The organism is Paenibacillus sp. FSL F4-0243 (assembly GCF_037963295.1).
Lineage (GTDB): Bacteria > Bacillota > Bacilli > Paenibacillales > Paenibacillaceae > Paenibacillus_AQ.
In genome coordinates, this window is the sequence record NZ_CP150151.1 from 2,783,290 (window position 1) to 2,809,541 (window position 26,252).

Genomic DNA, 26,252 nt, shown 5'->3' on the forward strand with positions numbered 1-26,252 from the left:
TTTCACTCACTTTTTGTTACGATAGATAGAAGTTACATTATTGTGCTCGTGAATAGGGAAACCTACACTAGTCAAAAATTGTAATTAGGGGTTACGTCTTCAGCCTTGAAAGAAATTTTGAAAGGAAAATGAAGCGTTATCATTGCACAATTGTACAAAGTGTCGTATCATATTTTTAATTAGTCGAACGATAAAATTTATCGCAATGGAGAGAGTAATTTGACGGTAACCATTTACGATGTAGCTCGAGAAGCAGGCGTATCTATGGCTACGGTATCACGGGTTGTGAACAATAACCCTAACGTGAAACCGCAGACCCGGAAGAAAGTTTTTGAAGCGATTGAGCGTTTGGGATATCGTCCCAATGCCGTGGCGAGAGGACTTGCCAGTAAGAAAACGACAACCGTTGGGGTTGTCATCCCTGATATTTCAAACTCGATTTTTGCAGAAATTGCACGCGGGATTGAAGATATCGCGAACATGTATCATTACAATATTATATTGTGTAACGCGGATAAGCGTAAAGAAAAGGAAATCCGTGTCATCAATACTCTTTTGGAGAAACAGGTCGATGGTCTGCTCTTCATGGGTGGTACGGTAACCGAAGAACATATTCAAGCTTTCCAGACTTCTGCAGTTCCGATTGTCCTATGTGCTACACGGGATGAGAAGGGAACTTATCCTTCCGTTGACATCGATCATGAAACCGCTGCTTTTGATGCAGTGAATACTTTGATTCGTCACGGTCACCGAGAAATCGCAATGATCAGTGGTACACTCCAGGATCCTGCGAATGGATATGCACGTTTCCATGGTTATAAAAAGGCACTTGAACAGGCTGGAATCGAGTATCAAGAAGACTTGGTACGTATCGGTAACTACCGCTATGAATCTGGTGTCGAAGCCATGAAGTATTTCCTTGGACTCAAGAAGAAGCCAACCGCTATTTTTGCCGCAACCGACGAGATGGCTATTGGTGCAATTCACAGTATTCAGGATGAAGGCCTGAAGGTACCGGATGACTTCTCCATTATTAGTGTGGATAACATCCGTATGGCTTCGATGGTTCGTCCATTGTTGACAACTGTAGCCCAGCCTATGTATGACCTAGGTGCGGTAGCAATGAGACTTTTGACGAAACTCATGAAGAAAGAGACGGTTGAGAATCCGCGGGTTATCTTGCCTCATGAAACGATTCTCCGCCTGTCTGTTAATCATCTGAATAAGTAATTTAAGAAATAAACAGTATTTCCGTAAAAAGCTCCTTTTGGAGCTTTTTATGTTTTTTACAGAGTAAATCATCGGAGGAGGCGTTATCTTTGCCTGAAATAATCGGATTAATTGGTGCGATGGATGAAGAGATTAAGCTATTACTAGAAAGGATGGAGAATAAGGAGACGAAGGTCAAGGCAGGAATTCATTATTACATAGGAAATATATTAGGAAAGTCTGTAGTGCTCTGTAAATCTGGGGTAGGTAAAGTAAATGCAGCAGTTACGACACAAATTCTAATTGATTCCTTTGGTGTGTCTCGTGTGTTGTTTACTGGGGTTGCTGGGGCTGTGCACCCTGAATTGAATATTGGAGATATTGTAATATCATCTACTTGTGTTCAGCATGATATGGATGCTACAGCACTTGGCTTTTCAAAAGGTGAAATACCTTATCAGGATAATTCTGTCTTTCAGGCAGACCCTTCATTGGTACTCCTTGCTGAGAAGGCGTGTAACGAGTTAGGCCAAAAGTACTTGGTCGGCAAAGTACTTTCAGGTGATCAATTCATTTCTAATGCGAAGATTGTAGCCAAATTAAGAGAGGAATTGGACGGAGCGTGCGTGGAGATGGAAGGGGCGGCGGTTGCACAAGTGTGTGTGATGAACGCCACTCCCTTTGTTATTATTCGTTCGATGTCTGATAAGTCTGACGGGTCAGCAAATGTGAGTTTTAAGGAGTTCACGGTGGAAGCCTCAGGGCGCTCACATTCTATATTAGAATATATGCTGCAGCATCTTTAATACTCGTTTAGTACATGAAGCGCTGTCTAAAGCGTACCCTGTCGAAAGTCTCCTGTGAGGACATAGGTACCTCTTGTCCAATACGAACCATTAGGCAGTTTGCTGGATGTGAACAGATTTCAGGATCATCCGTAGCATACCAAACCATATTTACAGTTTTCATTAGCCGCTCCATCATTTGACGATAAGCCCACACATCAAGCCCACTCCCTTTTAAATCCCAGTGCCAATAATACTCTGTTGTAAAGACGATACAATTCTCCAATTGCTCTTGCTCAAAAGCAGTGGAAATCAGCAGCCGGCCTAGTCCGGCTCCCCTATAATCATTACTCACCTCAATAGCTCCAAGCTCAATTAGATCCATCATTCCACCCTGTGACCAAAGCTCCATTTCATCTGGATAATGAAAGGTTACATAGCCTATTATAGTGCCATCCTCTACAGCTGTAATTATACGTCCTTCTGGCAAGCTAGCAATCTCTATGAGAGCTTCTTGCTGTTCAATCGGCTTGCGGAAGGCATCAAGATCATGATGCATGTGAAGGGCTTTAAGGTCCTCTGGAGATCGGGGGCCACTTATTGTTATTGTTCTACCTTTATATGAAAGCGTATGGGTAACAGGGATTTTACGATGCTCCATAGCCGTGCTCCTTTCGGATGATAAAATATGGAATGTAAACGTTTGCTATGTTATACTAATTCAGACATAAAAAATTCACATTCATTGCATTGACATCATTATCTAAGAGAAGAGTCTTACCCTTAAAGCTTAAATCAAACGAGTGAGGGAGGCAAGAGTGATGGGTCAAGTCCATAGTGAAATTTTGCCTGGCCGTGTGCAGAGCTCCAATATGTCTGATTACACCCAGGCAGTAGCCAATTTTAAGTGGGAGGATGTTGAACGTAACTTCTCATGGTATGACACTGGAAAGGTTAATATGGCACATGAAGCAGTGGATCGCCACGTTCAAGAAGGACGGGGAGCGGCAACGGCCCTGCTCTACAGTGATGCGGTGCGGGATGAATCCTATACATTTGCCGATCTGCAGGAACGGTCGAATCGGTTCGGAAATGTATTGCGTAAATATGGTATCGGTAAGGGAGATCGGGTATTTATTTTTATGCCTCGTCAACCGGAACTATATTTTAGTTTACTAGGAATTCTGAAGATTGGGGCAATAGCGGGCCCTCTGTTCGAAGCCTTTATGGAGACAGCAGTTAAGGATCGGCTGGAAGATAGTGGTGCGGTTGCTTTGGTTACTACACCTGAGCTACTTCATCGTGTGAAGCGTGATGAGCTTCCGAATTTGCGTCATATTTTTCTAGTAGGCGGTACCTCTGATATCGAGCAAGGTAACTTAGGTTTCACTGAGGAGATGGATAACGCGTCTTCTGAGCTCGAATTGGAATGGCTTGACCTGGACGATGGCCTTATCATGCATTATACATCTGGTTCTACAGGAAAACCTAAAGGCGTTTATCATGTGCAAAGAGCAATGATTCAACATTATTATACAGGTAGAGTGGTGCTGGATCTACGTCCAGATGATATTTACTGGTGTACAGCTGATCCAGGCTGGGTGACAGGAACATCTTACGGAATATTTTCTCCCTGGTTAAATGGGGTAACGAATGTCGTGAGAGGGGGACGCTTTAGTCCTCAGGATTGGTATAAGACGATTGAACGAAATAAGGTTAGTATTTGGTACAGTGCACCTACAGCATTTCGTATGTTGATGGGGGCAGGAGAGAGTTCAATTCAGGGAATTGATTTGAGTAGCCTGCGCCATGTCCTGTCTGTTGGAGAACCGTTAAATCCTGAAGTCGTGCGATGGGGAGATAAGTTCTACAACCAGCGCATTCATGATACCTGGTGGATGACAGAGACGGGAGCGCAACTGATCTGTAATTATCCTGGAATGGATATCAAACCAGGTTCTATGGGCCGTCCGTTGCCAGGCATTGAAGCTGCGATTTTAGATGATCGAGGCAATGTTCTCCCACCATTCTCAATGGGGAATCTTGCAATACGGACGCCTTGGCCATCCATGATGAATTCGATCTGGAACAATAAGGCGAAGTATGAGGAGTATTTCCGCATTCCTGGTTGGTATATTTCTGGTGATTCTGCTTATATGGATGATGATGGATATTTCTGGTTTCAAGGACGGATTGACGACGTTATCAACTCTTCTGGTGAGCGTATAGGACCTTTTGAAGTGGAGAGTAAATTGGTAGAGCATCCTGCTGTGGCAGAAGCGGGTGTAATTGGTAAACCAGACCTGGTGCGTGGGGAAATTATCAAGGCTTTCATTTCGCTGAGAGAAGGCTATACTCCTACAGCTGCTCTCAAAGAGGAGATCGCGGCATTTGTTAAAGCCGGACTGTCTGCGCATGCTGCGCCGAGAGAGATCGAATTTAAGGATAAACTTCCTAAGACACGATCAGGTAAAATCATGCGGCGTGTATTAAAGGCTTGGGAGCTTCATCTTCCAACTGGCGATTTATCAACGATAGAAGATTAGAATGGATCATAAAAAAACACCGTTCCCTAAAGAATTCAAGGGAACGGTGTTTTGCTGTGTGAAGTTATTCTTCGGACTACCGATTAATGGTTTCCAGTCGTATTGCCGGCTGTACCACTATTACTGTTTCCGTTACTGCTACCTTCACCAGATGGCGTTGAAGTAGGCGTAGGTAGAATGGTTCCAGGAATCTCGATATCCTCTCCTGGTGTACTCTCAGAGCCTGTAGGAGGCGTTGTCTCCGGTTGCTGATCTGGAGTTGGTGTTGCTTCCGGAGTTGGTGTAGTGCCTCCAGCAACGCTGCCAGAAGCTGTCTCATTACCTGCGACATCAACAGCACTGACATAGAATGTTGCATTGGCACTCGCAGGCGTTCCTGGCGAGAATACCTTGCTCTCGTCAGCCATAATTACAGCTTGCTTCTGGAAAGACCCGCCGTTTAAAGAACGGTATAAGCGGTACCCTACTACATCTGGAGAGCCGCTTGGGGAGAAGCTGATCACAGCTTTTCCAGTGCTATATGAGACACTAACATTCCCAGGAGCAGAAGGGGAAGCGCCATCGTCCACACGTGGATCGACTTCAGTAGGGAAATCTGTCTTAGCATCGGCTGGCATATAATACTCCAGCGATTTATGCTCCTTCATCTTAGGGAAGGCTGCCAAGAGCTCCTTAACTAATTCCTGGATCGGCTTTTCACGTTTAACGACGATTTTTTCTTTCAGGAAATCCTCCGGTGTACCTTCGAGTGGGATATAGTTGACGCCATTGTAAGTAATATACTTGGCTTTGGAAATCCCATCGTCGCTCTCTTTAGGTACATATTTCGTATTGAAAAGATCCGTTGTAAATTTATCAGTTAGAGCCGTTGGCAGCTTACCGCTGTACGCGGAAACTGTCTTTTTGGTAATTCCTTCAGGTTGTGTGAATTTGTCTGTAACGAACAAGTCTGGCTGCTTATCAATAACAGCATTCATGACTTTAGCCCATAAGGTCTGTGCTTGTCGTTTTTGTGTATCTCCTGTAAGGGTATTAATTTGTTCCTTATAACCAACCCACATGCCAAGTGTGACATCAGGGGTGTAGCCCATGAACCAGACATCGCCATAGTTCTGAGTGGAGCCAGTCTTACCTACAATCGGAACGTCTTTAAAGTGTTTATAATCTCTTCTTACTGTGCTTGCAGTACCTTCTGTGATTACTGTACGCAGCATATCGGTCATTAGATAAGCAGTTTGCTCAGAGAATACTTGTTCAGGGTTAACCTTGTGCTGATAAACGATCTTGCCTTCCGAATCCACAATCTTCTCAATCATATAAGCATCATTAAATGCTCCCTTATTGCCAATGGCGGAATAGGCATTGGTTAATTCTTCAACGGATGTACCGTATCGAAGACCACCTATAACCCCAGTCTGCGCTCTGTAATCATCTTCGGTGAGTGTAGTGATCCCTAGCTTTTTAGTAAAGGCCCAAGCATCCTCTATTCCGACCTTCTCGTTAAAAAGTTTAAGCGCCGGTAGGTTGAGGGATTTATTAAGTGCATAGCGAGCCGTAACTAAACCCTGATAGCGATTGTTAGCATTTTTAGGGATATGGAAGCCTTTCCCGCCATCCTTCAAAATGATTGGAGCATCATCTAAGATTCCAGCAGGTTGAATCAGTCCTGCATCTAAGGCAGGTAAGTATGCTGAAATCGGCTTCATCGTTGAGCCGGGTTGCCGGACCATTTGGGTTGCGTAGTTCATTTGCTCGATATTAAAATCGCGGCCCTCAATCATACCGAGAATGGCTCCGGTCTTGTTGTCGATCAATATGCCAGCCGTCTGTTCAACACCTTTTGTTTTGCTGTCCTTGGTGAAATTACTACTATCTTCGGAAATACTGTGCATTGCACTGTATACTTTCTTATCAATCGTGGTATAGACTCGGTAACCGCCGGTCATTAACTGTTGTCTTGCTTCCTCAAGAAGTACGGCATTATCACTAGAACTATTGGTATCAGCTGTACTGTTATTCTTTTCATTTAGTGACAAAAGAATCTCAGATGCTTTACGCTCCGTTTCCATCATTAGGTATGGATATGTAGCATAAGCTTTCTTAGTGTGAGGAGCGAGAGAGCTTTTAATATCAAACTTGAGTGCTTCATCATATTGGGAGGTAGTGATCTTGTTCTCCTCTAGCATACGACGAAGTACAAGCTGTTGACGATCCATAGCTCTATTGAACGCCTTTGCGTTGAATTCTCCAACGCCATTGAATGCTGAATAAGCGGAGGGGAGCTGTGGAAGACCGGCCAAATACGCCGCTTGGGCAATATTCAACTTGTCTAGATCATCCAGACCGAATATACCTTTGGATGCAGCTTTAATCCCAAATACGTTATAGCCATTCGAGCCATTACCGAACGGAACCTTGTTCAGATAAGCCGTTAAAATCTCTTGCTTGGTCAAGAAGCGCTCTAGTCTAAGTGAAAGTAGAATTTCTTTTGCTTTACGATCTTCTGTTCGATCCAGATTGAGGAAAACACGTCTTGCGAGCTGTTGAGTAAGTGTACTGCCTCCGGTCTGAACGGATTCATTTAATATCTTTTGTTTGACGGCACGTAAGGTGCCTTTGAAATCCACGCCATTATGCTCATTGAAATTATTGTCCTCTATAGCGAGAACTGCATCAATAATAATCTGGGGGATGTCGTTGTATTGAATGAGCCTCCGATCTTCTTCTGTACGAAGCTGGCCGATCGGTGCGCCATCACGGAAGTATGCGAATCCGGTGATCGCATTTTGTCCGACTTGCTGTTGAATCATTTCCTCAGAGCGAACAGGTTCATCTTTCACCATGGAAGTGACGTATCCTGCTGCTGCACCACCGACGAACAGAATGCCTATTATGCCAAGAATAAACATCCACTTAACTACAGAACCGAACCTGCTAAGCCCAGATCTGCGGGGTGAAGGCTTCTTTACGTTTTTTTTCTTGTTCTCTTGAACCATCGACGATAATTCCTCCTTTTAACGGAATTATTATAGCACAAATTGGCGATTTTGAATGCAGTCGGAGTGTTCATTACCTATTAGAATAACAAAAAGCCTCCGGATAAATCCGGAGGCTTTGGTCATACTCGCTATAAGCGAGATATTAACGGTTGTAGAACTCGACGATTTGTTTCTCATCGATATCCTGGGAAAGCTCGGAACGTTCTGGCAAACGAATGTATTTACCTTCGAAAGATCCTTCAGCAGATTCCAGGTAAGCTGGAAGGTGGGAACGGTTAGCAAGAGCTTCTTTGATGGAAGCCATGCTTTGGCTTCTTTCGCGAAGACCGATAACGTCGCCCAAGCTTACACGGTAAGAAGCGATGTCGACTTTTTTGCCGTTAACAGTTACGTGTCCGTGGGATACCAACTGACGTGCACCAGCACGGGAGTTAGCAAATCCAAGACGGTAAACTAGGTTGTCCAAGCGGCTTTCAAGCAAGAACATGAAGTTTTCGCCCGCAAGACCTGGAAGCTTTTGTGCTTTAGTGAAGAGAGTTTTGAATTGTTTCTCTCCCAAACCATACATGTGACGCAGTTTTTGTTTTTCCAAAAGCTGCATTCCGTAGTTACTTACTTTTCTGCGTTGGTTAGCTCCGTGTTGTCCTGGTGGAAAAGGGCGTTTCAAGTCTTTTCCTGTACCGCTAAGGGAAATTCCCAGACGGCGGCTGAGTTTGAATTTAGGTCCGGTGTAACGTGCCATGTTATAGTAGACTCCTTTATAATTGAAATTTCAGGGTAGGGCCTATTTGCGCCGCATTTCGTATCCGTGATTAGCATTAATGGCTTCCACACTGCCAGGGAAGTTCAGCCGCTGCCCTGGCAGTAACGAAATGCGTGAGGGTGACACAACGTTACGCCCAAGTAAGACTTGTTACAGTCTTGTTCAACAATAAATATTATATGAATACAGTATATAAAGTCAAGCGCTTATTAAAAGAGTTTTTGTCAATCTTTGTCGATAGTTCTTTGGTCCTAAAAAAAAGTCCCGGAAATGATGAAAATATAATGCAATGCACAAAGAAAGGGAGTAAAATATAGTTAATTAGTTGTTACTAGGGAAGATAGTTTTCTTAATCAAGATGCAAAGGGGATCTTCGTTATGTCAGAGCAGAAAGCATACGTCCATAAAGACAGCCGTATGCTGTTACAGGACAACTTACACGCTAGTAGAGATTCCGAAGATCCCACCGCCTGGCTTAGGGAAACGGAAATAGTAACGCATGACTTCCCTTATCTAGCGAATTTGATTGCAGACAGTTTCAAAGAATGGTTTGGTGGGCTCAATGTCCTTCCATTCTCTAGATCATGGGAATGGTGTGTGCTGAATTTTGAAGGTAAATATATAAACAATAGTTTGGATCAACAAGAACTATGGAGGCGGCAGTGGGAACAGGCGGCGGCTTCTAGCTTGATTTCAGAAACAATCTCAGCCGTTCCGTTAACCGTAGAAGGTAAGGATCTGAGTTTTTTTACCATACCGCTATTCACTCGAGTCGACAATAAAATTTTTGCGTTTTTGGGCTGTTCTATGCGAACGCAACAATATGAAATGGGTGGACGAGATACTGCAGAAGCTATGTCGCTGCATTACCGCACCTGTTTTTATCATAAGTTTGAACATATATTTGTAGCTGATCTTGCAAGTACCCATATTCATGCAGAACGTGAAAGTAATCGTCGTTCATTGTTATTTCAGATTGTCCAGCGGATGCATGACAATATTGATGTAGATGCTGTACTTTCGGAAGTCATTGATAGCATTTCTGCGATGTATCCTGGAGCCAGACTCGACCTGTATATGTCACAAGATCATCGCAGCACTAATCCGCAGGTCAAACCGTTACCTTTCCACATGTCCAGTGATGATGTCTGTGCCAGGGCGTTTAAGGATGGACGTGTTGCGCTGCACACTAGTGATGAAAATCACCGAAATGTAGAAATAGGGCTTCCATTAGGTGGTAAGCAGGGGGTTTATGGGGTATTCCATATGGTGATGGATAATCCAATCTTCCCTGACGTTGATTTACGGTTTCTCACAATGGTAGCCGATACGGCAGGGACTGCTTTTGAGAATGCCAAGCTTTATGAGCGCTCCAATCAGTTAATCCGTGAGCTTCGCATGAGTAATGAGCTTACCCAGCGTTTGAATCAAAGCTTGCGTTTAGGCGATATTTTTCAATTTGCGTTTGAAGAGCTACTTGAAATGTTTGGTGCAGATTACTGCTGTATCTTACATATGAATGAGGAAAAGGGTGGCCTAGAAGTTATTGCCTGCAACCATCCCTCATTGCAGAATGAAGTATTAGAAGTAGGGGCAGGTTTAGGTGGAAAGGTGTATTCCACAGGTGAGTCACTGATCATGTCTGACTACATAGATAATCCTAAGACAACTTCCCGACTAATGAATGCTACCGGTTCGCAGTCGTTGATTGCCACACCTCTTAGTGTGGGTGGAGAAGTGCGAGGTGCGATTATGCTGGCACATCGAGATTCTCATTATTTTTCCTATGACAACTACAGGCTATTGCAGGCGATGGCGGGACATATTGGTCTAGCAGTAGGTAACGCCAGACTACATGCTGAAGTTAGACGTCTAGCGAATAGAGATAGCCTAACAGGTCTCTATGCTCGTCATTATTTGGACGAAGAGATAAAAGAAAGACAGTCTACGGACTTCTGCGGTTGTTTAATTGTTGTGGATATTGATCAGTTCAAAATCGTGAATGATACCTATGGTCATCAAAAAGGGGATAAGATTCTAAAAGAGGTTAGTGAAATTGTGAAATCTTCCATCCGTCAAGGCGACATTGCTGCGAGGTGGGGTGGGGAGGAGCTCTCCGTTTATTTACCGTTAATGGGAATGCAGCAGGCGGGTTATGTAGCTGAGCGTATACGCAAACGCGTTATGGAAGAAACTGAACCTAGTGTAACGGTTTCCTGCGGAATAGCGGAATGGAGCTGGATGGACGATCGAGTAAGTGTTGAGTCATTATTTTATCGAGCGGATATGGCGCTGTATAAAGCTAAGAATAACGGCCGGAACCAAGTTGTTTTTGATACCAAAGAAAATGATAGCAATATTAAGAACCCGTGAGGTAAAGTTCATGGGTTCTTTTTTTATATGCACAGTTATTCTGGCCCTAATTGCGGTATAAGGCTTGCAGGAAGAGAGAACCCTATACGTGGGTTGTACTTAAGTAAAATACTCCGAGAAAGGCCTGAGGTCCGTGAGAAAGCTATTATTACTTAAGGGAGGAGTCCCTCTAGTTCTGACACTGTATTGCCTGTTATGTAGCGGATGTAGCGTCATAAGAGACAAACCTGCAAAGGAAGATTTAAGTTTGGCGTTGGCAGGGATGGCTGGAAGTGATGAGGTTGTTTTTGAAGGGGCGAATATGCTGAAACGAGGGGGAACAACGGTTCCTGAATCCTTATTGTTCTACGGAGGCACAGTGAAGGATCATAAAAAGGTCAAGCTGTACACGCTTCTTCCAGATAAATCTATGACCAAAAAAGCAGCAGCTGATGGCGTTAAAGACTTAAAGAGTAGCGCATATGCTCTGAAACCTTATTACAGTCAGTTAGAGAAAAAAGAGGGCAGATGGGAACTTCAGACTACTGAAAATTCCTCGGAGGAGGGAAATCCATTACCTGCGCTAAATCCGCTAAAGCAACTCGAGGAGCTTGAGTCCATGGAGACGAGTGTAACCGAAGAGGCTGGAGCAGGCAGAGGGACAAGTGTGCTGCGAATCGAATTGACGCCTTCAGAGGCTAGGAAGCAGCTGTCTGCTGAATTGGAGAAAGAAATGCAGAACCTTCGTCCTAAAGTCCCCGAATCCGCTGAGAACAACACAGAGGCTGTTCAGGCAGTGACGAAAGCTTTGGAGAAGCTGTGGCAGAAGAAAAATAATGAGCTACAGCAAAAGCTGAAACAGGCTAATGTTGAAACGGTCTACCACCTAACGGTTGATAAGAAGCATAATCTTCCCAGAAGGCTTACCTTGAATCGAAAAGTAAGCTATTCCGGTGAAATGATGAATAAATCTGAAAATGAAACTTATGTATCTAAGGTGGATTTCACAGGTTACCGTTAATCTTTACATGGTTATGCAGGTCTTGCGCTCCATAAAGGGCGTGCTACAATAGAACAGCATGCTTATTTTTCAGACAGAGGAAGGAAGAGTACACAATGAAAGATCCCAGAATTCAAAAGCTGGCGGCAAATCTTGTAGGTTATTCCGTAGATGTTCAGCCAGGCGAGAACGTGCTTGTAGAAATGATTGGCAATGAAAGAGATTTAATCAAAGCTGTTGTTGAGGAAATCGGTAAAGCTGGCGGTCATGCTTTTGTTCAGTTGACAGATCGTACAGTCCTACGCAGCATGCTTAAATATGCAACACGTGAGAGTCTTCAGACATGGGCTGAAATTGACTTGAACCGGATGAAGCAAATGGATTGCTATATCGGCATCCGTGCAGGTGAGAATGTAAATGACCTGTCCGATGTTCCAGAAGAAAATATGAAATTGTATAATTCTTTGTATTCCCATCCAGTCCATAGTGAACAACGCGTGAAGCATACGAAGTGGGTAGTATTACGTTATCCCAATGCGAGTATGGCTCAGCTTGCAAATATTAGTACAGAAGCATTTGAGGACTTTTATTTCGAAGTGTGCAATTTGGATTACGCCAAAATGGACAAGGCTCAGGATGCATTGGCTGATCTCATGCGCAGAACAGATAAGGTACATATTTCAGGTCCTGGAACAGATCTTAAGTTCTCCATCAAAGGAATCGGTGCAGAGAAATGCTCTGGACAAAAGAATATTCCGGATGGCGAGGTTTACAGCGCTCCTGTTCGTGATTCTGTAAATGGAACGATCAGCTATAATGCACCATCCGTTTATAACGGAGTGACTTTTGAAAATATCAAATTCAAATTCGAGAACGGTAAAATTGTTGAAGCAACAAGCAATGACTCCGCTCGCTTGAATGAAATCCTGAATTCAGATGACGGCGCACGTCACATTGGAGAATTTGCCATAGGCTTTAACCCTTACATTTTGCACCCAATGAATGACATTCTGTTCGATGAGAAAATTGCAGGCAGCCTGCACTTTACACCAGGACAAGCATATGATGTTACAGATAACGGAAACCGGTCCTCCATTCACTGGGATCTTGTATTAATCCAACGTCCAGACTATGGCGGCGGGGAGATTTATTTTGACGATGTATTAATCCGTAAGGATGGAATCTTCGTGTTACCAGAACTGGAAGGTCTGAATCCTGAAAACTTGAAATAAGCTGTAAAAGTAAGAAAACACCTTGCACAAGTAAGCGGATTCAAGGTATCATAAGAAATGATTACAAATGACTTATGTTTCATAATCAAGTTGCGGAGGGATTTCTATGTCCAGTAACAATGCGGCAATCGTTGATATTGCTCAAACGGCAGGTCAGTTCAACTCTTCAATCGTTCTTCAAGCGGACAACAAGTACATTGATGTTAAGAGTATCCTTGGTTTGTTCACGACTTTGGTATCAAGCCAAAGCTACGAGCTTCATGTTCACGGAACAGATGCAGAAGAAGCTAAGAAGGCAATGAGTGAAGTTTTTGCTAAACACGGTTTGAACTTTACAGTTGTAGCTGAGTAATAGTTGTATGTAAAGACGTCCTACCGATTTACGGTGGGGCGTTTTTTCTAGAAATAGATGAGGAATTAATGGCATCCCTTATAAACAACATAGCTGCTTCTTTCAAATAAATGGTTAGTATAAACAGAATTGTTGTATTGATATCCGATTTCGACTAATATTAAGTAAAATAGTAAAAGCAGCTTAACTTTTGGACATGGGGGGGAAGAGGCATGACTTCGTCGGAATTACAGGAACAGTTTAATCTTAAAGCGATCAATCTTCTACAAGAAGATGCCGATAAAATTCAGCAACTTATTGAAGTGCAGATGGAAAATCTGGCAACACGCTACTGCCCTCTCTATGAGGAAGTGCTTGATACCCAAATGTACGGTTTCTCAAGAGAGGTCGATTTTGCGGTTAGAGCAGGTTTGGTGCCAGAGATTACCGGTAAAATGGTGCTGAGTAAGCTGGAGCGGAATTTAGCAGTACTCTATGAGGCATTGAATAACAAAGCAAAAGAAGAATAAGTTTTGATTTATAGTATTCATAGAAACGCACATGAGAGGACTTTCGTCACTCATGTGCGTTTTTTTTTTTGAGAACTATAGAATGAAAAGGGAAGTATTTATACTAGATAAAAGGAGACTCCGAGAATTAGATAAACCGTTAATAGCAAGAGACCCTCATACCAGTTGGTCGAACCATCCTGAGTGATTGATTTGGCAATAAAGACGGCGACACCAATGGCGACAATTTCGATCGTTGTAAACACAATGTCCATAGTATCACCCATGAAATAACTGGCGAAGATAAGTACAGGCGCTACAAATAGTGCAATTTGAAGACTGCTCCCGACAGCTATTTCTACTGCCGCACCGATTTTGTTCTTCATGGCTAGCATAATGGCTGCACTATGTTCTGCGGCATTACCGATGATTGCCACGAGGAAGGCGCCTACAAACAGTTCACTAAATCCAAAGCGCTCAGTTAGTGTCTCAAGCGTCCCTACCAGCCACTCACTCACAAAGGCTACCATCACGGTAGCAAGAAGTAGATAAAGGATGGATCTGTTTCTGGACCACTTAGGCGCATGCTCATGAGCCATTTCTTCCTTACCGGCTTCTGTAACGTCCTCTAGATGTTTCTTGTGCGTAATCATGGAGAAGACAAGCCAGGCCATGTACGAAGCGATGAGCAGCCCAGCAACGATTAAACTCAGCACGTCTGTATCTTTTTCAGTTATGGAATGGGTATTGAAGAACATAGCCGGTACAAATAAAGCGATCACCGCTACGATCATAAGGGAACCGTTCATACCGGCAAGGGTTACGTTAAAGTTCTGTACTTTGAACTTCATTCCGCCAGCGAAAATACTTAAACCGAGGACAAGCAGCAGATTGCCAATAATGGAACCGGTAAGACTGGCTTTCACCATGTCGAACAGTCCTTCCTTCACTAGGAAAAAGGCAATGATTAGCTCTGCGGCATTACCGAAGGTAGCGTTTAGGAATCCGCCTAACCGCTGTCCAGCATAATGTGCTACACTTTCTGTAGCGCGGCCCAGAAAGCCAGCCACAAACACAACGGCTACTGCAGAGAGAACGAACTGAAGCGTGTGGTCCCAATCTGCATAATGTCCTATGGCACTAAGGATAAAGGTGATTGCCAGCAAAGCTGGTGAAATCCATTTTTTCAATGTAAAGTACACTCCAATCTATGTATTCAGGATCAATTCATAATCAATATACCCAAATTATTCCTAAGTGTAAACGAGAAAGCGAGAAACTGATTTGCTTTTTAGCCTGTTTAGGAATTACAATAATTGATAATGAGTTAAGGGGGGATATGGCATGGCAGAACAACTTCAATTGGAAATGGGAAATATACGAATTTCAAATGACGTCGTCTCGAAAATTGCCGGATTGGCTGCCTTGGAGACTCCAGGTATTGCAGCCATGTCAGGTGGCCTATCAGAGGGCTGGGCAAAGCGTCTTAGTGGCAAGAACGTCCAAAAGGGCGTTACCGTTGAAGTGGGACAGCTAGAAGCAGCAGTAGACCTGCGTATAATAGTTCTCTATGAAACTCCGATACATGAAGTGTGCCGGATGCTTCAACAGAACGTACGCGAAGCTGTGGAGAGCATGACTGGACTTCATATTGTTGAAGTGAATGTCAAAGTTGAAGGCGTAGCCTTTAAGAACGATGAAATTGCTTGATGCAAAAGAGCTTGTACACAAAAAAGCAGTCCAAGATATTTAACTTGGACTGCTTTTTTATATATTCCATTACATCCGGATTTATGAATCTTACCGGGAACGAACTTGTCTAACCGTAGTTACAGATTTCGTGACTTCCTCTTTAGCTGGAAGATTAGTTTCTCTTGAAATGCTCAGCATAATTCCCATGGACAGCATACTCACAAGAAGTGAAGAACCGCCGTAGCTGATAAATGGCAAAGTTACACCAGTAAGCGGAATCGTCTTCGTTACGCCACCAATATTGACAAAGGCCTGAATGGCAATGAGGCCCATAATACCAATGCCCACTAGTGTGCCAAAGGGATCTTTACACCTTAATGCGATTAAAATACCTCGCCAGATAAAATACAGATATAACATCAGAAATAATGCCGTTCCTACAAAGCCGAATTCTTCACCAATGACGGGGAAAATAAAGTCCGTATACGGGTATTTAAGATAATCCAGCTTTTGAATGCTTTTGCCAAAGCCAGAGCCACTGACTCCACCTTGTCCGAGAGCGGTCAAAGACTGAATAATATTATATCCTTCGCCTTCAGCATCCTGATAGGGATCTATGAAAGCTTGAATACGGCCTTTTCTATAGTCCTGATTGGCAGCTACTTTGTCGGTTGCGGGGGAAAGAGAATCAATCGCTGCTTTAGCCCCCATAACAATTCCTACACCTAGCACCAAGAGTGCAATAGAGCCAAGGATATGCTTCATGCTGGCACCGCCTGCATAAATGACAAGTCCACTGGTAGCCACGAGAATAAGGCATGAGCCCAAATCTGGCTGCATCATAATAAGTCCGGCAACTATACCCACAATGACCATTACAGGGATATATCCTGTACGGAAATCTCTAAACCGTTCACCTTTTTTGGTAATCAGTGCAGAGAGATACAGGATAATTGATATTTTGGCCAGCTCGGTAGGTTGAATCCCTAGCTTCCCGATACTTAACCAGCTCTTGGCGCCATTGATTCTTTCGGAGAAGGCTACAATTAGCAGGAGAATAACGGTGATGATGAAGATAGGGACATACCACTTTTTGAATTTACTGTAGTGAATATTCATGGCTATAAACATAACAACGATTCCAAGTACGATCCAAATCATTTGGCGTTTCATGAAATATAGAGGGTCATTACCGAACTTCGAGCTTGCTAAGGTCAAACTGGAGCTAGCACTGAAGACCATGACTAGACCGAAACCCACAAGTAGTAGTGTTAAGATGAGTAGTTGGAAATCGGGTGTTCCTCTTTTGGGCAGGCTGACATTTTGTTTCGTCTTTCCCTTTCTGTTACTCAAGCCTCCAACAGCTGCTTTAATTCGAGAATCCGAGTAGCAGCAGTGTCCAATACTGGTTTAGGCACCGGGGAGTCATACTCCAGGCCATGGGGGAATGTTGCTTTCCCTAAGTATACGGCTTCAATTGCAAGTACGGCATCAGCTTTCTCCAGCTTCCCCTCGACAGCGCGAGTGTTGATGCGTAGAAAGTATTCGCCACCATCCTGTGGGTCTTCAATTTTGCAGTCGTAAGTGGCACGATAGTATTCCCATTGCCAGCGAATGAAGCCAGCCTTTGTCGCACTCTCGTCCAGATAGAGAAGATCACTCTTCAATCCTACGAGGCCCGTGTTCTCAAAAATCATAGCACGCATATCCCCCTTATGAAGTATAATGATGAATTCATGATCCGTTTGCTGATGTTCTACCTCATGATAGTATGTTTCTAAACGTTGTGCAAGAGTAGGCACCTCCTAACGATACCCAGTTTTTTGCGTTTCTGCTACAATAAAAGAATTATAGCCGTATACGGCTGGAACAAAGTGTACAGGACTGCTGTCGCATGCTATTGATGCGGGTTTATGAAGAAGGGGATGGAGAACGTATGAAGAGCTTAGCGGTTGATTCTCTCATGCCGGAGATCGTGGAATGGAGACGCCATTTACACCGTCATCCGGAGTTGTCTTTTCATGAAAAGGAAACGTCAGCATTTATAGCAGACAAGTTAGCAGAATTCGGCATTGAAGTTAGGAGAAGCACGTCTGGGTATGGTGTAACGGGTATATTGCGAGGACATCGGCCGGGGAAAACGGTAGTCCTTCGCGCGGATATGGATGCACTACCTATTAAAGAGGAGAATAAGAATGACTACGTTTCGCAAAATGAAGGAGTTATGCATGCCTGTGGGCATGATGGACACACTTCAATACTGCTGGGTGTAGCCTCTTACTATAGCAGCCGCCTTGAAGAGTTAGAAGGGGAGCTGCGTTTTCTTTTTCAGCCAGCGGAGGAGGTATGCCCGGGTGGTGCACAGGGGATGATTGCCGAAGGCATGCTGGAAGGCGCGGATGCGGTGTATGGTTTGCATTTGTGGACTCCGCTTCCAATGGGGACCGTGGGCAGTGCGCCAGGACCTCTTATGGCATCTGCTGATGAATTTTTCATTGATATCATCGGCCGGGGTGGACATGGCGGTATGCCGAATCGCACGATAGACAGTATTGTGGCCGGGGCGGCGCTTGTGACTCAGCTTCAGAGCATCGTAAGCCGCTCTGTGAACCCGCTGGAGCCCGCTGTTCTTAGTGTAGGAACCATTCAAGGGGGATTCGCCCAGAATGTCATTGCTGAGCATTGTCGCATTACAGGAACCGTACGGGCGTTCGACGAGGAGACCCGTTATCTGATCCGCAGCAGAATCGAAGAAATGACAGTTTCAATAGCTGGCGCATACGGTGCAGAAGCTAAGATAGACTATGTGATGGGATATCCGCCACTCGTAAATCACGAGGGCGAATACCAGCGTTTTTCCGAGGTGGCACCAGGAGCACTAGGAGAAGCTGTTCAAGTGATTCGGATGGAAAAGCTGATGCCAGCTGAGGATTTTGCCTACTATGTAAAAGAAATTCCTGGCTGCTTTATGTTCGTAGGGGCTGGGAATCCAGATAAAGATGCAGCTTACCCGCATCATCATAGCAAATTTGATTTTGACGAGGATGCTATGTTGTATGGGATGAAATTATTGATCGCTATGGCGAATTCCTGTTTGCAAGAGAAGACAATCGTATAATTTCGTTTCATAGAGGAGAACCTATTCCATAACATGGAGATTACGTTTAGGAGGGTTCGTTCTTGAAGACAGTGAAAGAGGTTATGACGAAGGATCCAGTAACAGTTACACTACTGGATAATGTGTATGAAGTCGCTGTTAAAATGAGAGATCATGACACTGGATTTATACCAGTCATTGATAATGAAAACAATAAGACATTACTCGGTGTAATTACAGATCGTGATCTAGTGATTAGAGGTTACGCGGCTAAACACCCTGGATCAACAGCTGTGGAAAAGGTAATGAGTAGAGAAATTCAGACCGTCTCAGAGAATACATCTGTAGATGAGGCTGCAGAACTGATGTCGAGCTGGCAAATTCGCAGATTGGCTGTGACTAGTGGCCAGAAGCTGATGGGTGTAGTGTCCATCGGTGACTTGGCTGTGCGCAACATTTTTGCGGACGAGGCTGGCGAAGCGCTTCATGATATTTCGCAGCAGCATTTACATTAAATAGTTTGATAGGGAAGCTCATGACCGTTATGCGGGGATGAGCTTTTTCCTGTTCAAATCTAAGAAAATATAGATTTCACACTATACATTATCCTAATATTTCTCGCATAAACGCTTACCGTCCTTTTGAGACGCCGAGGGCGTTTTTGCTTGTATGAATGTAAGCAGATTACATAGCGCAGGCTTGAATAAAATTAATGATTGGGGAGGGAACGTTATGAATGAAACAGGGGCTTGCATTGTGCGAAGGGATCGGACGATTCTACTGGAATGTGCACATCCTGGTTTTGAGAAGGCTAGGAAAGAACTAGGAGCCTTTGCAGAGCTCGTAAAGAGTCCTCCGGCTTATCACACCTATAGAATCACTCCATTATCATTATGGAATGCTGCAGCGCTTAATTATACAGCTGAAACGATTATTTCAAGTCTGCATCAACTCGCGCGCTGGGGTGTTCCTGCCGGGCTGGAGGATGAGATCGCAACTCTTCTCTCTAGGTATGGAAAGCTCACCCTTCACGGTCAGGAGACTTCGAATGAGCTCATTACGCTTAGGGCTGAGACAGCTGAGATTCTGAATGGACTAGTTAATGAATCAGGTCTAAAGGAGTTAGGTTTGCAGAGAATAAATCCACTAGAAAGCTCATGCCGTGCGGAGAACAGAGGGCTTTTAAAGCAAGAGCTGATGAGACTAGGCTACCCTGTACTGGATTATGCTGGTTATCATGTCGGACAAGCTCTAAGTTTGACCTGGAAGGAGTCTCACAATCACGCAAAGGATGGAGCGAAAGGTGAAGCTTTTGGACTGCGTGAATATCAGCAGGAGGCTGTCCAGATGTTTCAAGGCATAGAAGGGCAGGGAGGCAGCGGGGTAGTTGTGTTGCCTTGTGGAGCGGGTAAGACGGTAGTGGGACTGGCCGTTCTTGAAAGTCTACAATGCGAAACACTGATCTTAACTTCAAATACAACTTCGGTAAGACAATGGGTAGATGAGCTGCTTGAGCGAACCGATTTGGCTGATGAGTCTATTGGCGAATACTCCGGTGAAAAAAGAGAAGTGCGGCCTGTTACTATAGCTACCTATCAGATATTAACGCACCGTCAATCCAAAGGCGGTCCTTTTCTCCATATGAAGCTGTTCAATGAACGCAACTGGGGTTTGATTATTTATGATGAGGTTCATCTGCTTCCAGCTCCAGTATTCCGGGCTACAGCAGATATTCAGGCTACTAGAAGACTAGGTCTCACTGCAACTCTGGTTAGAGAAGACGGAAAGGAAGGGGACGTATTCTCATTGATCGGGCCTAAGCGTTACGACATGCCTTGGAAGGAGCTGGAACAGCAGGGCTGGATTGCAGAGGTAGAATGTGTCGAGATGATCGTACCGATGAGCTCTGAGCTGAGACAGAAGTATTTGTATGCGGAAGCGAAAGAGAAATTTCGTATGGCCTCATGCAATCCTGCAAAAGCTGAGGTTATAGTCGAGCTTCTAAAAGCCCATCAGGGATCATCGGTTCTGGTTATTGGACAGTATCTCGACCAATTAATTGAACTGGCGGATAAGATCGATGCACCTCTGATTACGGGTAAAACGAAGCAACGAGAAAGAGATGAGTTGTATGCAGCTTTTAACGAGGGAATAATACAGGTGCTTGTTGTCTCTAAAGTAGCGAATTTTGCGGTGAATTTGCCAGATGCGTCGATTGCTATTGAGGTTTCAGGAGCTTTTGGATCCAGGCAGGAGGAGGCCCAGCGCTTGGGTCGAATCTTGCGTCCGAAGGCGGGTGAGAACAAAGCGTACTTCTATACGCTGGTATCTGAAGATAGCCGGGAGCAGGAATTCGCTATGCGCCGACGGATGTTTTTAACAGAACAGGGGTATGAATATGTCGTTAAAATGGTGCCGAACGGAAAGGAGCGGACGATCCATTGAACCAGCTATCAGCGGAAGCCCTAGAGGTCTTAAAGCGATTATGTGCTGCTTACGCGGCCCAACCCTTTGACGAGGGGAAAGAAGAGCGGTGGCGTCCTACGACGCTCTGCCGGGCAGAGCAAAAGCTTGCAATGAGTGAACTGCGGCGCGCGGGGTTGTTAACTGCGAGGCATAAAATATTGGGGGAGAAGCTGTATCAGATTCCTGTTGAACAATTATTAGTGCTAGAACAAGAATTCTTCCCATACCAGCCTAAGTTTATTGAAGGTTATTCAGTGAATCTATCCATGGAGGCGGGTGCTGGACTGGCAGTAGATCTGTTTCGGGCCTTGCTGTTCATGGCTCGTGAAGGCTTGCCTTTGACCGCTAAGGGAATTATTCATAAAAAGAATTTAAATCGTTTAGCGGCCCAACTTTCTTTTCAGGAAGAACATTTACTGGGGCTCTCTATGGGCACTCCTTCGAATGAAATGGATGCTCTGTCAGCGGCTCTTGTAGTAGATATCATGTTGTGTCTTGGGCTTATTACCAGACTGAAAACGGGCTATAGACTGGACAAGGATAAGCTGGGAAGTTGGTTGCAACTTCCTGAGACAAGAATGACTGACATCCTGTATGGGATTGTTATTCATCGTTTTGGAAGCATTGGGCCTGCCGATCAGCATTTTCGCTATTTAATATCCAGCAATGCTTTTGTATCAGAGAAATGGACAGCGTTGCCTGAGCTTCTGGACTGGATGGCAGATATGAATTTAACTGGAACAGTTTCCCGGAAAGAGCTGGAACAATCAAGCTTAAACTGGCTTCGTTGTCTAACAGGCTTTGGATGGTGTGAACTGGGGAGCACGCCTGAGGGTATCCAGTGTTTTCGCTGGACTGCTGCAAAACCGAAGCTGATGTACAGTAGTGAGTCCTTCCCTGATTCTGTGGCAGAGCATTCGAATGACCAGTTTATTGTGCAACCCGATTTTGAAGTCCTGATTCCACCGGATGTTCTCTATACTGTGCGCTGGGTTTTAGCTGAATGCGCTGAACTACTGCAAACAGATACGATGTGGAGCTTCCGACTGACTCGTGAGATGCTAGTGCATGCATCAGAGCGAGGGATGCCTCCAGAAGAAGCGATAGCTTGGATTAAAGATCATGCACTGGGTGGTCTGCCATCTGTGGTGGAGCTATCTTTAGAGCAATGGGGAAAGAGCATTGGCCGAACATCACTCTCTGAAGTGATTCTGTTGACTTGTCAGACGGAGGAGGACGGAGGGGCTATTGCAGCCCATCCGCGACTGCAAGAGAGCCTTAAACGTATCGGACCGCTTCATTTTCTTGTATCTCCGGAGTCTGTGGAGCAGATGCGTAAGGAGCTGTCCTTAGCAGGATTGGCCCCTTCTAGGATGATTGGAGGACGTGAGGAAGAGGTGGATGCTGAATGGACTTCATTTCATCAAGAAGCCGAAACCGAGCAAGCGTTGTATTCACTTCCAGTACTAAATCCTGAACTAAGGCTACTCGACAGAGGGAATCCCTTTTTAAACTTACCAGTTATTTCTCCTGAGCAGGAGGAGGATATCTTATTAGGTGGAGAAAATGTGCCACAGATCTGGAGCAAGGAATGGCGCCATTATCATAGCTCAACCGCTCAGAAAGTAATGGAACAAGGGCTGAAATGGGGAATTAAGGTGCGGTTTTCCTTAAAGGACCAAATGTTAGATTTCATCCCCTCCAGAATAAAAGGTAATCCTTGGAAAGTGGAAGGCCATCTGCTGTATAACGATGGTGAAACGGTTGAGGAAATAGAGCTGGCCCCTGAAGACTGGAAGGAAATGAAGTTAGTAATTCCCAAAAGGCGAAGAAATTCCTCTTCTGCTGAAGCGAGTGATTATGGTATGATAGAAAAGTCTACTGAATTCGGTAGAACATTAACGTAGAAAAGAGCTGAGTTCATGAGCGTAGCGGAATTAAATACGGTCGATATGGCTGAAGTGCTGACATACGCCTATGAATTAGGCGATATGATTAATCAATCCGCCGAAGTGTCGGATTACTTATACTGGAAAGGACGGGTTGATTCGAACCCAGAAATTCAGGCCATGGTCAAACAGCTTCAAGCCAAGAAAGAGTTGTTTGAAGAAACACAGCGATTCGGACATTTTCATCCGAACTATCATTCAGCGAAGGATGAGGTTTCGGCAGTAGAAGCGGAATTGGAGAAGTTTGAAGAGGTCGCTCGTTTTAAGCAGGCGGAGAAGACTCTTGATGACATTCTGCATTCCATGTCGGAAGCGATTGCTTTTTCAGTATCGGATAGCATTAAAGTACCAAGCAATGATCCTTCCCCTAAAGGTGGATGCGGTAGCGGGGGAAAATGCTCCTGCGGATAAGCTTCCCTTAGGATTTAGAGAGAGAAAGGCGGTTTAGCTTATGTTTGCGGAACGGACAGGATACATCATTTGGGTAAGTGACGTTAAAGCGGCACGTAACCTTGAGAAATACGGAACATTACATTATGTTTCTCGGAAAATGCATTATGCAGTGATGTATGTAAATGCAGAACGTGCCGAGGAAGTTATGAAGAATGTCCGCAGACTCTCCTACGTTCGTAAGATCGAAAGATCCTATCGTAACGAAATTAAGACAGAGTATACCAGTAATGGGCCGGACAAGTCCCGTAACTACGGTATGTAATTCTTGGAGATGAACAGGTGCTTAAGTAGCACCTGTTTTTTTATGCGCAGATCTCGGGTAACCGCGGTTTCTTCCGTGCTCTGGAACTTGTACAACTTTCAGCAATGAGGTAAGATGACAACATTAAGTACATACAAAGACCCTTATGGTGGAGTGTGATGATGATGCGCAACAAAGGGACGGATTGGCCCAGTTCTTACGAGCCCTTCCACATCATGCTGAACGACTACAGGGTCGCTGACATCGTTATAACAAATCATGCGAAGAGTCGTTATTTGGACCGGATCAGTAAAGGTGTAAGCGATGACGAAGAGGTCGCCGCATGGATGTGGCAGTGCCTGATGCAGAATCGGCTCAAGCCCTTTTCAGACAGTGATTTTAACGCGTATTTAATTGACGATGACTCTGTAGTAATCGCTGAGTTCACGGAATTGATAGGTGAAAAAGATATTTCAGGTCAGCCATTATATTCTATGATCATCGTTTCGTTTCTTGGGAGAATCTCTGCGACTCCACAGTTGAGAGATTTAAAAACTTACTTTTCGCTGCTGCGCAATTCCCGCCGCACTAAGCTAACGAAGAAGAAGCGTAAACGTAAATAGTGTATAAAGAACGAACAGGAGGCATGCGGCGGTGGCTGCATGTCCTTTTTGAAAATAAGAATATATAAGCTTCATATCGTACATAATCCCTTAAGTTTCTTTTATAGATAGCACAAGGAGTTGCAGAGCATGAACTTTCATCAATTACATATTTTTTATACTGTCTTAGAGCGAGGAAGCTTCTCGGCAGCGGCACAGACATTACATATGACTCAACCAGCAGTGACAATGCAAGTACAGGCGCTAGAGGATTATTTTGGAACCAAGCTCTTCAATCGTTCTACCAAAAAAATCATGCTCTCCGAAGCAGGTCATACGTTAATGCCATACGCGCTGCGCAGTATCCAATTGATGCGGGAGACGGATCAAGCGATGTCGGCGTTTACGCATATGTTGGAAGGGCGCTTGCAGCTTGGGGCAAGCCTTACCATTGGGGAGTATGTGCTGCCACGGCTCTTAGGTCCTTTTGGAAAGCAATATCCGAACATTTCAATCATGATGAAGGTCATGAATACCTCGCAAATTATGGAGGAGATCCTAAAACATCAGTTGAATTTTGGTTTAATTGAAGCATCGGTAACACATCCTGATATGGTGATTGAGCCGGTGATGGGGGATGAATTGAAGTTGATTGTGCCCCATGATCATCCGCTTGCAGAGCAGCAAGAGGTCACTTTGGAGGAGGTGCTTCAGCACCCTTTTGTTCTGCGTGAGCAGGGCTCAGGAACGCGACGTGTGATGGAAGAGCAGCTCTTCTCGAAGGGGCTTGATCCGGGATCGATGAAAATAGTGATGGAGCTTGGTAGTACGGGTGCTGTGAAGTCGGCAGTGGAGGCAGGTCTTGGGGTTACTATTATCTCGACTTCTTCTGTTAAACATGAGGTTGCGCTTGGACTACTGGAAATCGTGAATATCTCGGATGCCTCATTTAAAAGACAATTCTACGCCATTCATCTAAAATCGACACTGCTGCCAATTTCTGCAGTGACGTTCTTGACTTTTTTGCGCGAGCATTCGAATGATAACTAAAGCAATATGACCAGAGGCAGGAAACTTAGAAACTAGCGATAGAGGTGATAGAAATGGAGAATGAAACTAGACTGGATGAACTGAAGGGCGACAGACCGGAGAATATTGACGCCTCACGATGCGATCTTCACACGCATACTCAAGCCTCTGATGGCATGCAGCCACCGGAGGAAAATGTACGTCTTGCTAAAGAGAAGGGACTAATCGCAGTTGCCATAACGGATCATGATACTGTGGCTGGTGTGAAGGAAGCTCTCAAAGCAGGAGAGAAATACGGAATCACTGTTGTACCGGGTGTAGAGATCAGCACTCGTGCTGGAGGAAAAGATATTCACGTCCTTGGATACTACATAGATCCAGCAAATGAGTTGTTTCTTTCCCGTTTGGAAGGGCTAAGAGAAACCCGGGCACTAAGGAATGAGGCGATCCTCTCAAAATTACGTGGGCTTGGGATTGAAATTACGCTTGAGGCAGTTGTCGCGGGAATTGGACGGGAACTGAAGCCTGATGAGAGTATTGGGCGACCACATATTGCTGATGAGCTGGTTCGTCTTGGAGCAGCTACGGATATGAGAGATGCGTTCAATAAGTATTTAGCCGAAGGTGCAGCGGCTTACGTGTCACCCCCACGAATCACGCCCGAGGATGCCTGTTATTGGATTATCGAGGCGGGTGGGTCTCCAGTATTGGCGCATCCAGGCCTATATGGTGACGACCAGTTAGTACGAGGGATTATGGAGCGGGGGGCTTTTAAAGGAATTGAGGTTTATCATTCGGATCACGAACCCGCTGATTCAGAGCGTTACCTAACCATGGCTGAAGAATACAGCTTAATTATAACCGGTGGCTCGGATTTTCATGGTGCCCGTCAAGGTGTTGTATTCCATGGAGATATCGGTAGTGTTACGGTTTCTGTTGAAGCTCTGGAACAGTTGAAGAAGGTTGCTGGCATGTTACGTCAAAACTAAGTTCAATC

General features: G+C 44.6%; 24 protein-coding genes. 18 read left to right on the top strand and 6 right to left on the bottom strand.

Annotated features, from left to right (window positions below):
- The first annotated feature begins 219 nt into the window (after nt 1-219).
- On the top strand, nt 220-1,230 hold the full coding sequence (gene ccpA / locus NSS87_RS12205) for a catabolite control protein A (RefSeq protein ID WP_042187330.1): 1,011 nt from the start codon (nt 220-222) through the stop codon (nt 1,228-1,230).
- An 89-nt stretch (nt 1,231-1,319) separates the two neighbouring features.
- Nucleotides 1,320-2,015, top strand: a complete 696-nt coding sequence (locus NSS87_RS12210) for a 5'-methylthioadenosine/adenosylhomocysteine nucleosidase (RefSeq protein ID WP_339247394.1) — start codon at nt 1,320-1,322, stop codon at nt 2,013-2,015.
- Nucleotides 2,016-2,022: 7 nt separating this feature from the next.
- Here NSS87_RS12210 and NSS87_RS12215 read toward each other — a convergent pair whose 3' ends face one another.
- The gene (locus tag NSS87_RS12215) at nt 2,023-2,655 is read right to left on the bottom strand and encodes a GNAT family N-acetyltransferase (protein WP_339247397.1); all 633 of its coding nucleotides are present in this window, start codon (nt 2,653-2,655) and stop codon (nt 2,023-2,025) included.
- A 160-nt stretch (nt 2,656-2,815) separates the two neighbouring features.
- Here NSS87_RS12215 and acsA point away from each other — a divergent pair, with 160 nt between their 5' ends.
- Nucleotides 2,816-4,540 (top strand): acetate--CoA ligase, encoded by a 1,725-nt coding sequence (acsA, locus tag NSS87_RS12220; RefSeq protein WP_339247399.1) that lies wholly within the window; start codon nt 2,816-2,818, stop codon nt 4,538-4,540.
- 83 nt (nt 4,541-4,623) lie between these two features.
- Here acsA and NSS87_RS12225 read toward each other — a convergent pair whose 3' ends face one another.
- Both NSS87_RS12225 and rpsD read right to left on the bottom strand, forming a co-directional pair.
- Complete coding sequence (locus NSS87_RS12225) at nt 4,624-7,536, bottom strand: transglycosylase domain-containing protein (RefSeq protein WP_339247400.1); 2,913 nt, start codon at nt 7,534-7,536, stop codon at nt 4,624-4,626.
- 145 nt (nt 7,537-7,681) lie between these two features.
- Entirely contained in the window at nt 7,682-8,281 is a 600-nt protein-coding gene (rpsD, locus tag NSS87_RS12230; RefSeq protein ID WP_042187338.1) for a 30S ribosomal protein S4, read from the bottom strand.
- 399 nt (nt 8,282-8,680) lie between these two features.
- On the opposite strand from rpsD, the gene NSS87_RS12235 reads away from it, so the two are divergent.
- The 5 genes from NSS87_RS12235 (at nt 8,681) to NSS87_RS12255 (ending at nt 13,747) form a co-directional block, all read left to right on the top strand.
- On the top strand, nt 8,681-10,675 hold the full coding sequence (locus NSS87_RS12235) for a diguanylate cyclase (RefSeq protein WP_339247404.1): 1,995 nt from the start codon (nt 8,681-8,683) through the stop codon (nt 10,673-10,675).
- Nucleotides 10,676-10,922: 247 nt separating this feature from the next.
- A complete protein-coding gene (locus tag NSS87_RS12240) occupies nt 10,923-11,675 on the top strand; it encodes a hypothetical protein (protein ID WP_339247406.1) in 753 nt (250 codons plus the stop codon).
- Nucleotides 11,676-11,770: 95 nt separating this feature from the next.
- Nucleotides 11,771-12,886: an aminopeptidase gene (locus tag NSS87_RS12245; RefSeq protein ID WP_076282932.1), complete on the top strand. Its 1,116-nt coding sequence runs from the start codon at nt 11,771-11,773 to the stop codon at nt 12,884-12,886.
- Nucleotides 12,887-12,992: 106 nt separating this feature from the next.
- Nucleotides 12,993-13,238: an HPr family phosphocarrier protein gene (locus tag NSS87_RS12250; RefSeq protein WP_042126831.1), complete on the top strand. Its 246-nt coding sequence runs from the start codon at nt 12,993-12,995 to the stop codon at nt 13,236-13,238.
- Between the two features lie 212 nt (nt 13,239-13,450).
- Complete coding sequence (locus NSS87_RS12255; RefSeq protein WP_042126833.1) at nt 13,451-13,747, top strand: YlaN family protein; 297 nt, start codon at nt 13,451-13,453, stop codon at nt 13,745-13,747.
- A gap of 98 nt (nt 13,748-13,845) precedes the next feature.
- Here NSS87_RS12255 and cax read toward each other — a convergent pair whose 3' ends face one another.
- Complete coding sequence (gene cax / locus NSS87_RS12260; RefSeq protein WP_042187348.1) at nt 13,846-14,916, bottom strand: calcium/proton exchanger; 1,071 nt, start codon at nt 14,914-14,916, stop codon at nt 13,846-13,848.
- A 154-nt stretch (nt 14,917-15,070) separates the two neighbouring features.
- Here cax and NSS87_RS12265 point away from each other — a divergent pair, with 154 nt between their 5' ends.
- Nucleotides 15,071-15,436 (top strand): Asp23/Gls24 family envelope stress response protein, encoded by a 366-nt coding sequence (locus tag NSS87_RS12265; protein ID WP_042126837.1) that lies wholly within the window; start codon nt 15,071-15,073, stop codon nt 15,434-15,436.
- Between the two features lie 90 nt (nt 15,437-15,526).
- Here NSS87_RS12265 and ftsW read toward each other — a convergent pair whose 3' ends face one another.
- Both ftsW and NSS87_RS12275 read right to left on the bottom strand, forming a co-directional pair.
- On the bottom strand, nt 15,527-16,771 hold the full coding sequence (ftsW, locus tag NSS87_RS12270; RefSeq protein ID WP_042187350.1) for a putative lipid II flippase FtsW: 1,245 nt from the start codon (nt 16,769-16,771) through the stop codon (nt 15,527-15,529).
- Complete coding sequence (locus tag NSS87_RS12275) at nt 16,768-17,115, bottom strand: YugN family protein (protein WP_042187352.1); 348 nt, start codon at nt 17,113-17,115, stop codon at nt 16,768-16,770. Before NSS87_RS12275 ends, ftsW begins: the two co-directional genes overlap by 4 nt.
- 239 nt (nt 17,116-17,354) lie before the next feature.
- Between NSS87_RS12275 and NSS87_RS12280 the strand changes: the two genes are divergently transcribed.
- The 9 genes from NSS87_RS12280 to NSS87_RS12320 all read left to right on the top strand — a co-directional run bounded on the left by NSS87_RS12280 (nt 17,355) and on the right by NSS87_RS12320 (nt 26,244).
- Complete coding sequence (locus tag NSS87_RS12280; RefSeq protein ID WP_339247412.1) at nt 17,355-18,536, top strand: M20 family metallopeptidase; 1,182 nt, start codon at nt 17,355-17,357, stop codon at nt 18,534-18,536.
- A 62-nt stretch (nt 18,537-18,598) separates the two neighbouring features.
- Nucleotides 18,599-19,030, top strand: coding sequence for a CBS domain-containing protein (locus NSS87_RS12285; RefSeq protein ID WP_339247414.1), 432 nt, complete (start codon nt 18,599-18,601; stop codon nt 19,028-19,030).
- Between the two features lie 217 nt (nt 19,031-19,247).
- Complete coding sequence (locus NSS87_RS12290) at nt 19,248-20,960, top strand: DNA repair helicase XPB (protein ID WP_339247416.1); 1,713 nt, start codon at nt 19,248-19,250, stop codon at nt 20,958-20,960.
- Nucleotides 20,957-22,888, top strand: coding sequence for a helicase-associated domain-containing protein (locus NSS87_RS12295; RefSeq protein ID WP_339247419.1), 1,932 nt, complete (start codon nt 20,957-20,959; stop codon nt 22,886-22,888). The genes NSS87_RS12290 and NSS87_RS12295 overlap by 4 nt, the downstream gene beginning before the upstream one ends.
- Nucleotides 22,889-22,903: 15 nt before the next feature.
- Complete coding sequence (locus tag NSS87_RS12300; protein ID WP_076282926.1) at nt 22,904-23,341, top strand: YlbF family regulator; 438 nt, start codon at nt 22,904-22,906, stop codon at nt 23,339-23,341.
- A 40-nt stretch (nt 23,342-23,381) separates the two neighbouring features.
- Nucleotides 23,382-23,645 carry a YlbG family protein gene (locus NSS87_RS12305; RefSeq protein WP_042126853.1) on the top strand — a complete coding sequence of 88 codons (264 nt, stop codon included), beginning with the start codon at nt 23,382-23,384 and terminating at the stop codon, nt 23,643-23,645.
- Between the two features lie 164 nt (nt 23,646-23,809).
- Nucleotides 23,810-24,247, top strand: coding sequence for a hypothetical protein (locus tag NSS87_RS12310; protein WP_042193736.1), 438 nt, complete (start codon nt 23,810-23,812; stop codon nt 24,245-24,247).
- A gap of 129 nt (nt 24,248-24,376) precedes the next feature.
- Nucleotides 24,377-25,276, top strand: coding sequence for a selenium metabolism-associated LysR family transcriptional regulator (locus tag NSS87_RS12315; RefSeq protein ID WP_339247423.1), 900 nt, complete (start codon nt 24,377-24,379; stop codon nt 25,274-25,276).
- 53 nt (nt 25,277-25,329) lie between these two features.
- On the top strand, nt 25,330-26,244 hold the full coding sequence (locus NSS87_RS12320) for a PHP domain-containing protein (RefSeq protein ID WP_339247426.1): 915 nt from the start codon (nt 25,330-25,332) through the stop codon (nt 26,242-26,244).
- Nucleotides 26,245-26,252: the final 8 nt, after the last annotated feature.

What these genes read in the sequence shown, in the direction of transcription:
- NSS87_RS12255 (WP_042126833.1), top strand. Translation starts at nt 13,451, where the DNA reads ATGACTTCGTCGGAATTACAGGAACAGTTTAATCTTAAAGCGATCAAT.
- NSS87_RS12250 (WP_042126831.1), top strand. Translation starts at nt 12,993, where the DNA reads ATGTCCAGTAACAATGCGGCAATCGTTGATATTGCTCAAACGGCAGGT.
- NSS87_RS12225 (WP_339247400.1), bottom strand. Translation starts at nt 7,536, where the DNA reads ATGGTTCAAGAGAACAAGAAAAAAAACGTAAAGAAGCCTTCACCCCGC.
- NSS87_RS12280 (WP_339247412.1), top strand. Translation starts at nt 17,355, where the DNA reads ATGAAGAGCTTAGCGGTTGATTCTCTCATGCCGGAGATCGTGGAATGG.
- NSS87_RS12265 (WP_042126837.1), top strand. Translation starts at nt 15,071, where the DNA reads ATGGCAGAACAACTTCAATTGGAAATGGGAAATATACGAATTTCAAAT.
- NSS87_RS12245 (WP_076282932.1), top strand. Translation starts at nt 11,771, where the DNA reads ATGAAAGATCCCAGAATTCAAAAGCTGGCGGCAAATCTTGTAGGTTAT.
- NSS87_RS12310 (WP_042193736.1), top strand. Translation starts at nt 23,810, where the DNA reads ATGCGCAACAAAGGGACGGATTGGCCCAGTTCTTACGAGCCCTTCCAC.
- NSS87_RS12290 (WP_339247416.1), top strand. Translation starts at nt 19,248, where the DNA reads ATGAATGAAACAGGGGCTTGCATTGTGCGAAGGGATCGGACGATTCTA.
- rpsD (WP_042187338.1), bottom strand. Translation starts at nt 8,281, where the DNA reads ATGGCACGTTACACCGGACCTAAATTCAAACTCAGCCGCCGTCTGGGA.
- NSS87_RS12215 (WP_339247397.1), bottom strand. Translation starts at nt 2,655, where the DNA reads ATGGAGCATCGTAAAATCCCTGTTACCCATACGCTTTCATATAAAGGT.
- acsA (WP_339247399.1), top strand. Translation starts at nt 2,816, where the DNA reads ATGGGTCAAGTCCATAGTGAAATTTTGCCTGGCCGTGTGCAGAGCTCC.
- NSS87_RS12315 (WP_339247423.1), top strand. Translation starts at nt 24,377, where the DNA reads ATGAACTTTCATCAATTACATATTTTTTATACTGTCTTAGAGCGAGGA.
- NSS87_RS12300 (WP_076282926.1), top strand. Translation starts at nt 22,904, where the DNA reads ATGAGCGTAGCGGAATTAAATACGGTCGATATGGCTGAAGTGCTGACA.
- NSS87_RS12235 (WP_339247404.1), top strand. Translation starts at nt 8,681, where the DNA reads ATGTCAGAGCAGAAAGCATACGTCCATAAAGACAGCCGTATGCTGTTA.
- NSS87_RS12320 (WP_339247426.1), top strand. Translation starts at nt 25,330, where the DNA reads ATGGAGAATGAAACTAGACTGGATGAACTGAAGGGCGACAGACCGGAG.
- NSS87_RS12305 (WP_042126853.1), top strand. Translation starts at nt 23,382, where the DNA reads ATGTTTGCGGAACGGACAGGATACATCATTTGGGTAAGTGACGTTAAA.
- NSS87_RS12275 (WP_042187352.1), bottom strand. Translation starts at nt 17,115, where the DNA reads ATGATTTTTGAGAACACGGGCCTCGTAGGATTGAAGAGTGATCTTCTC.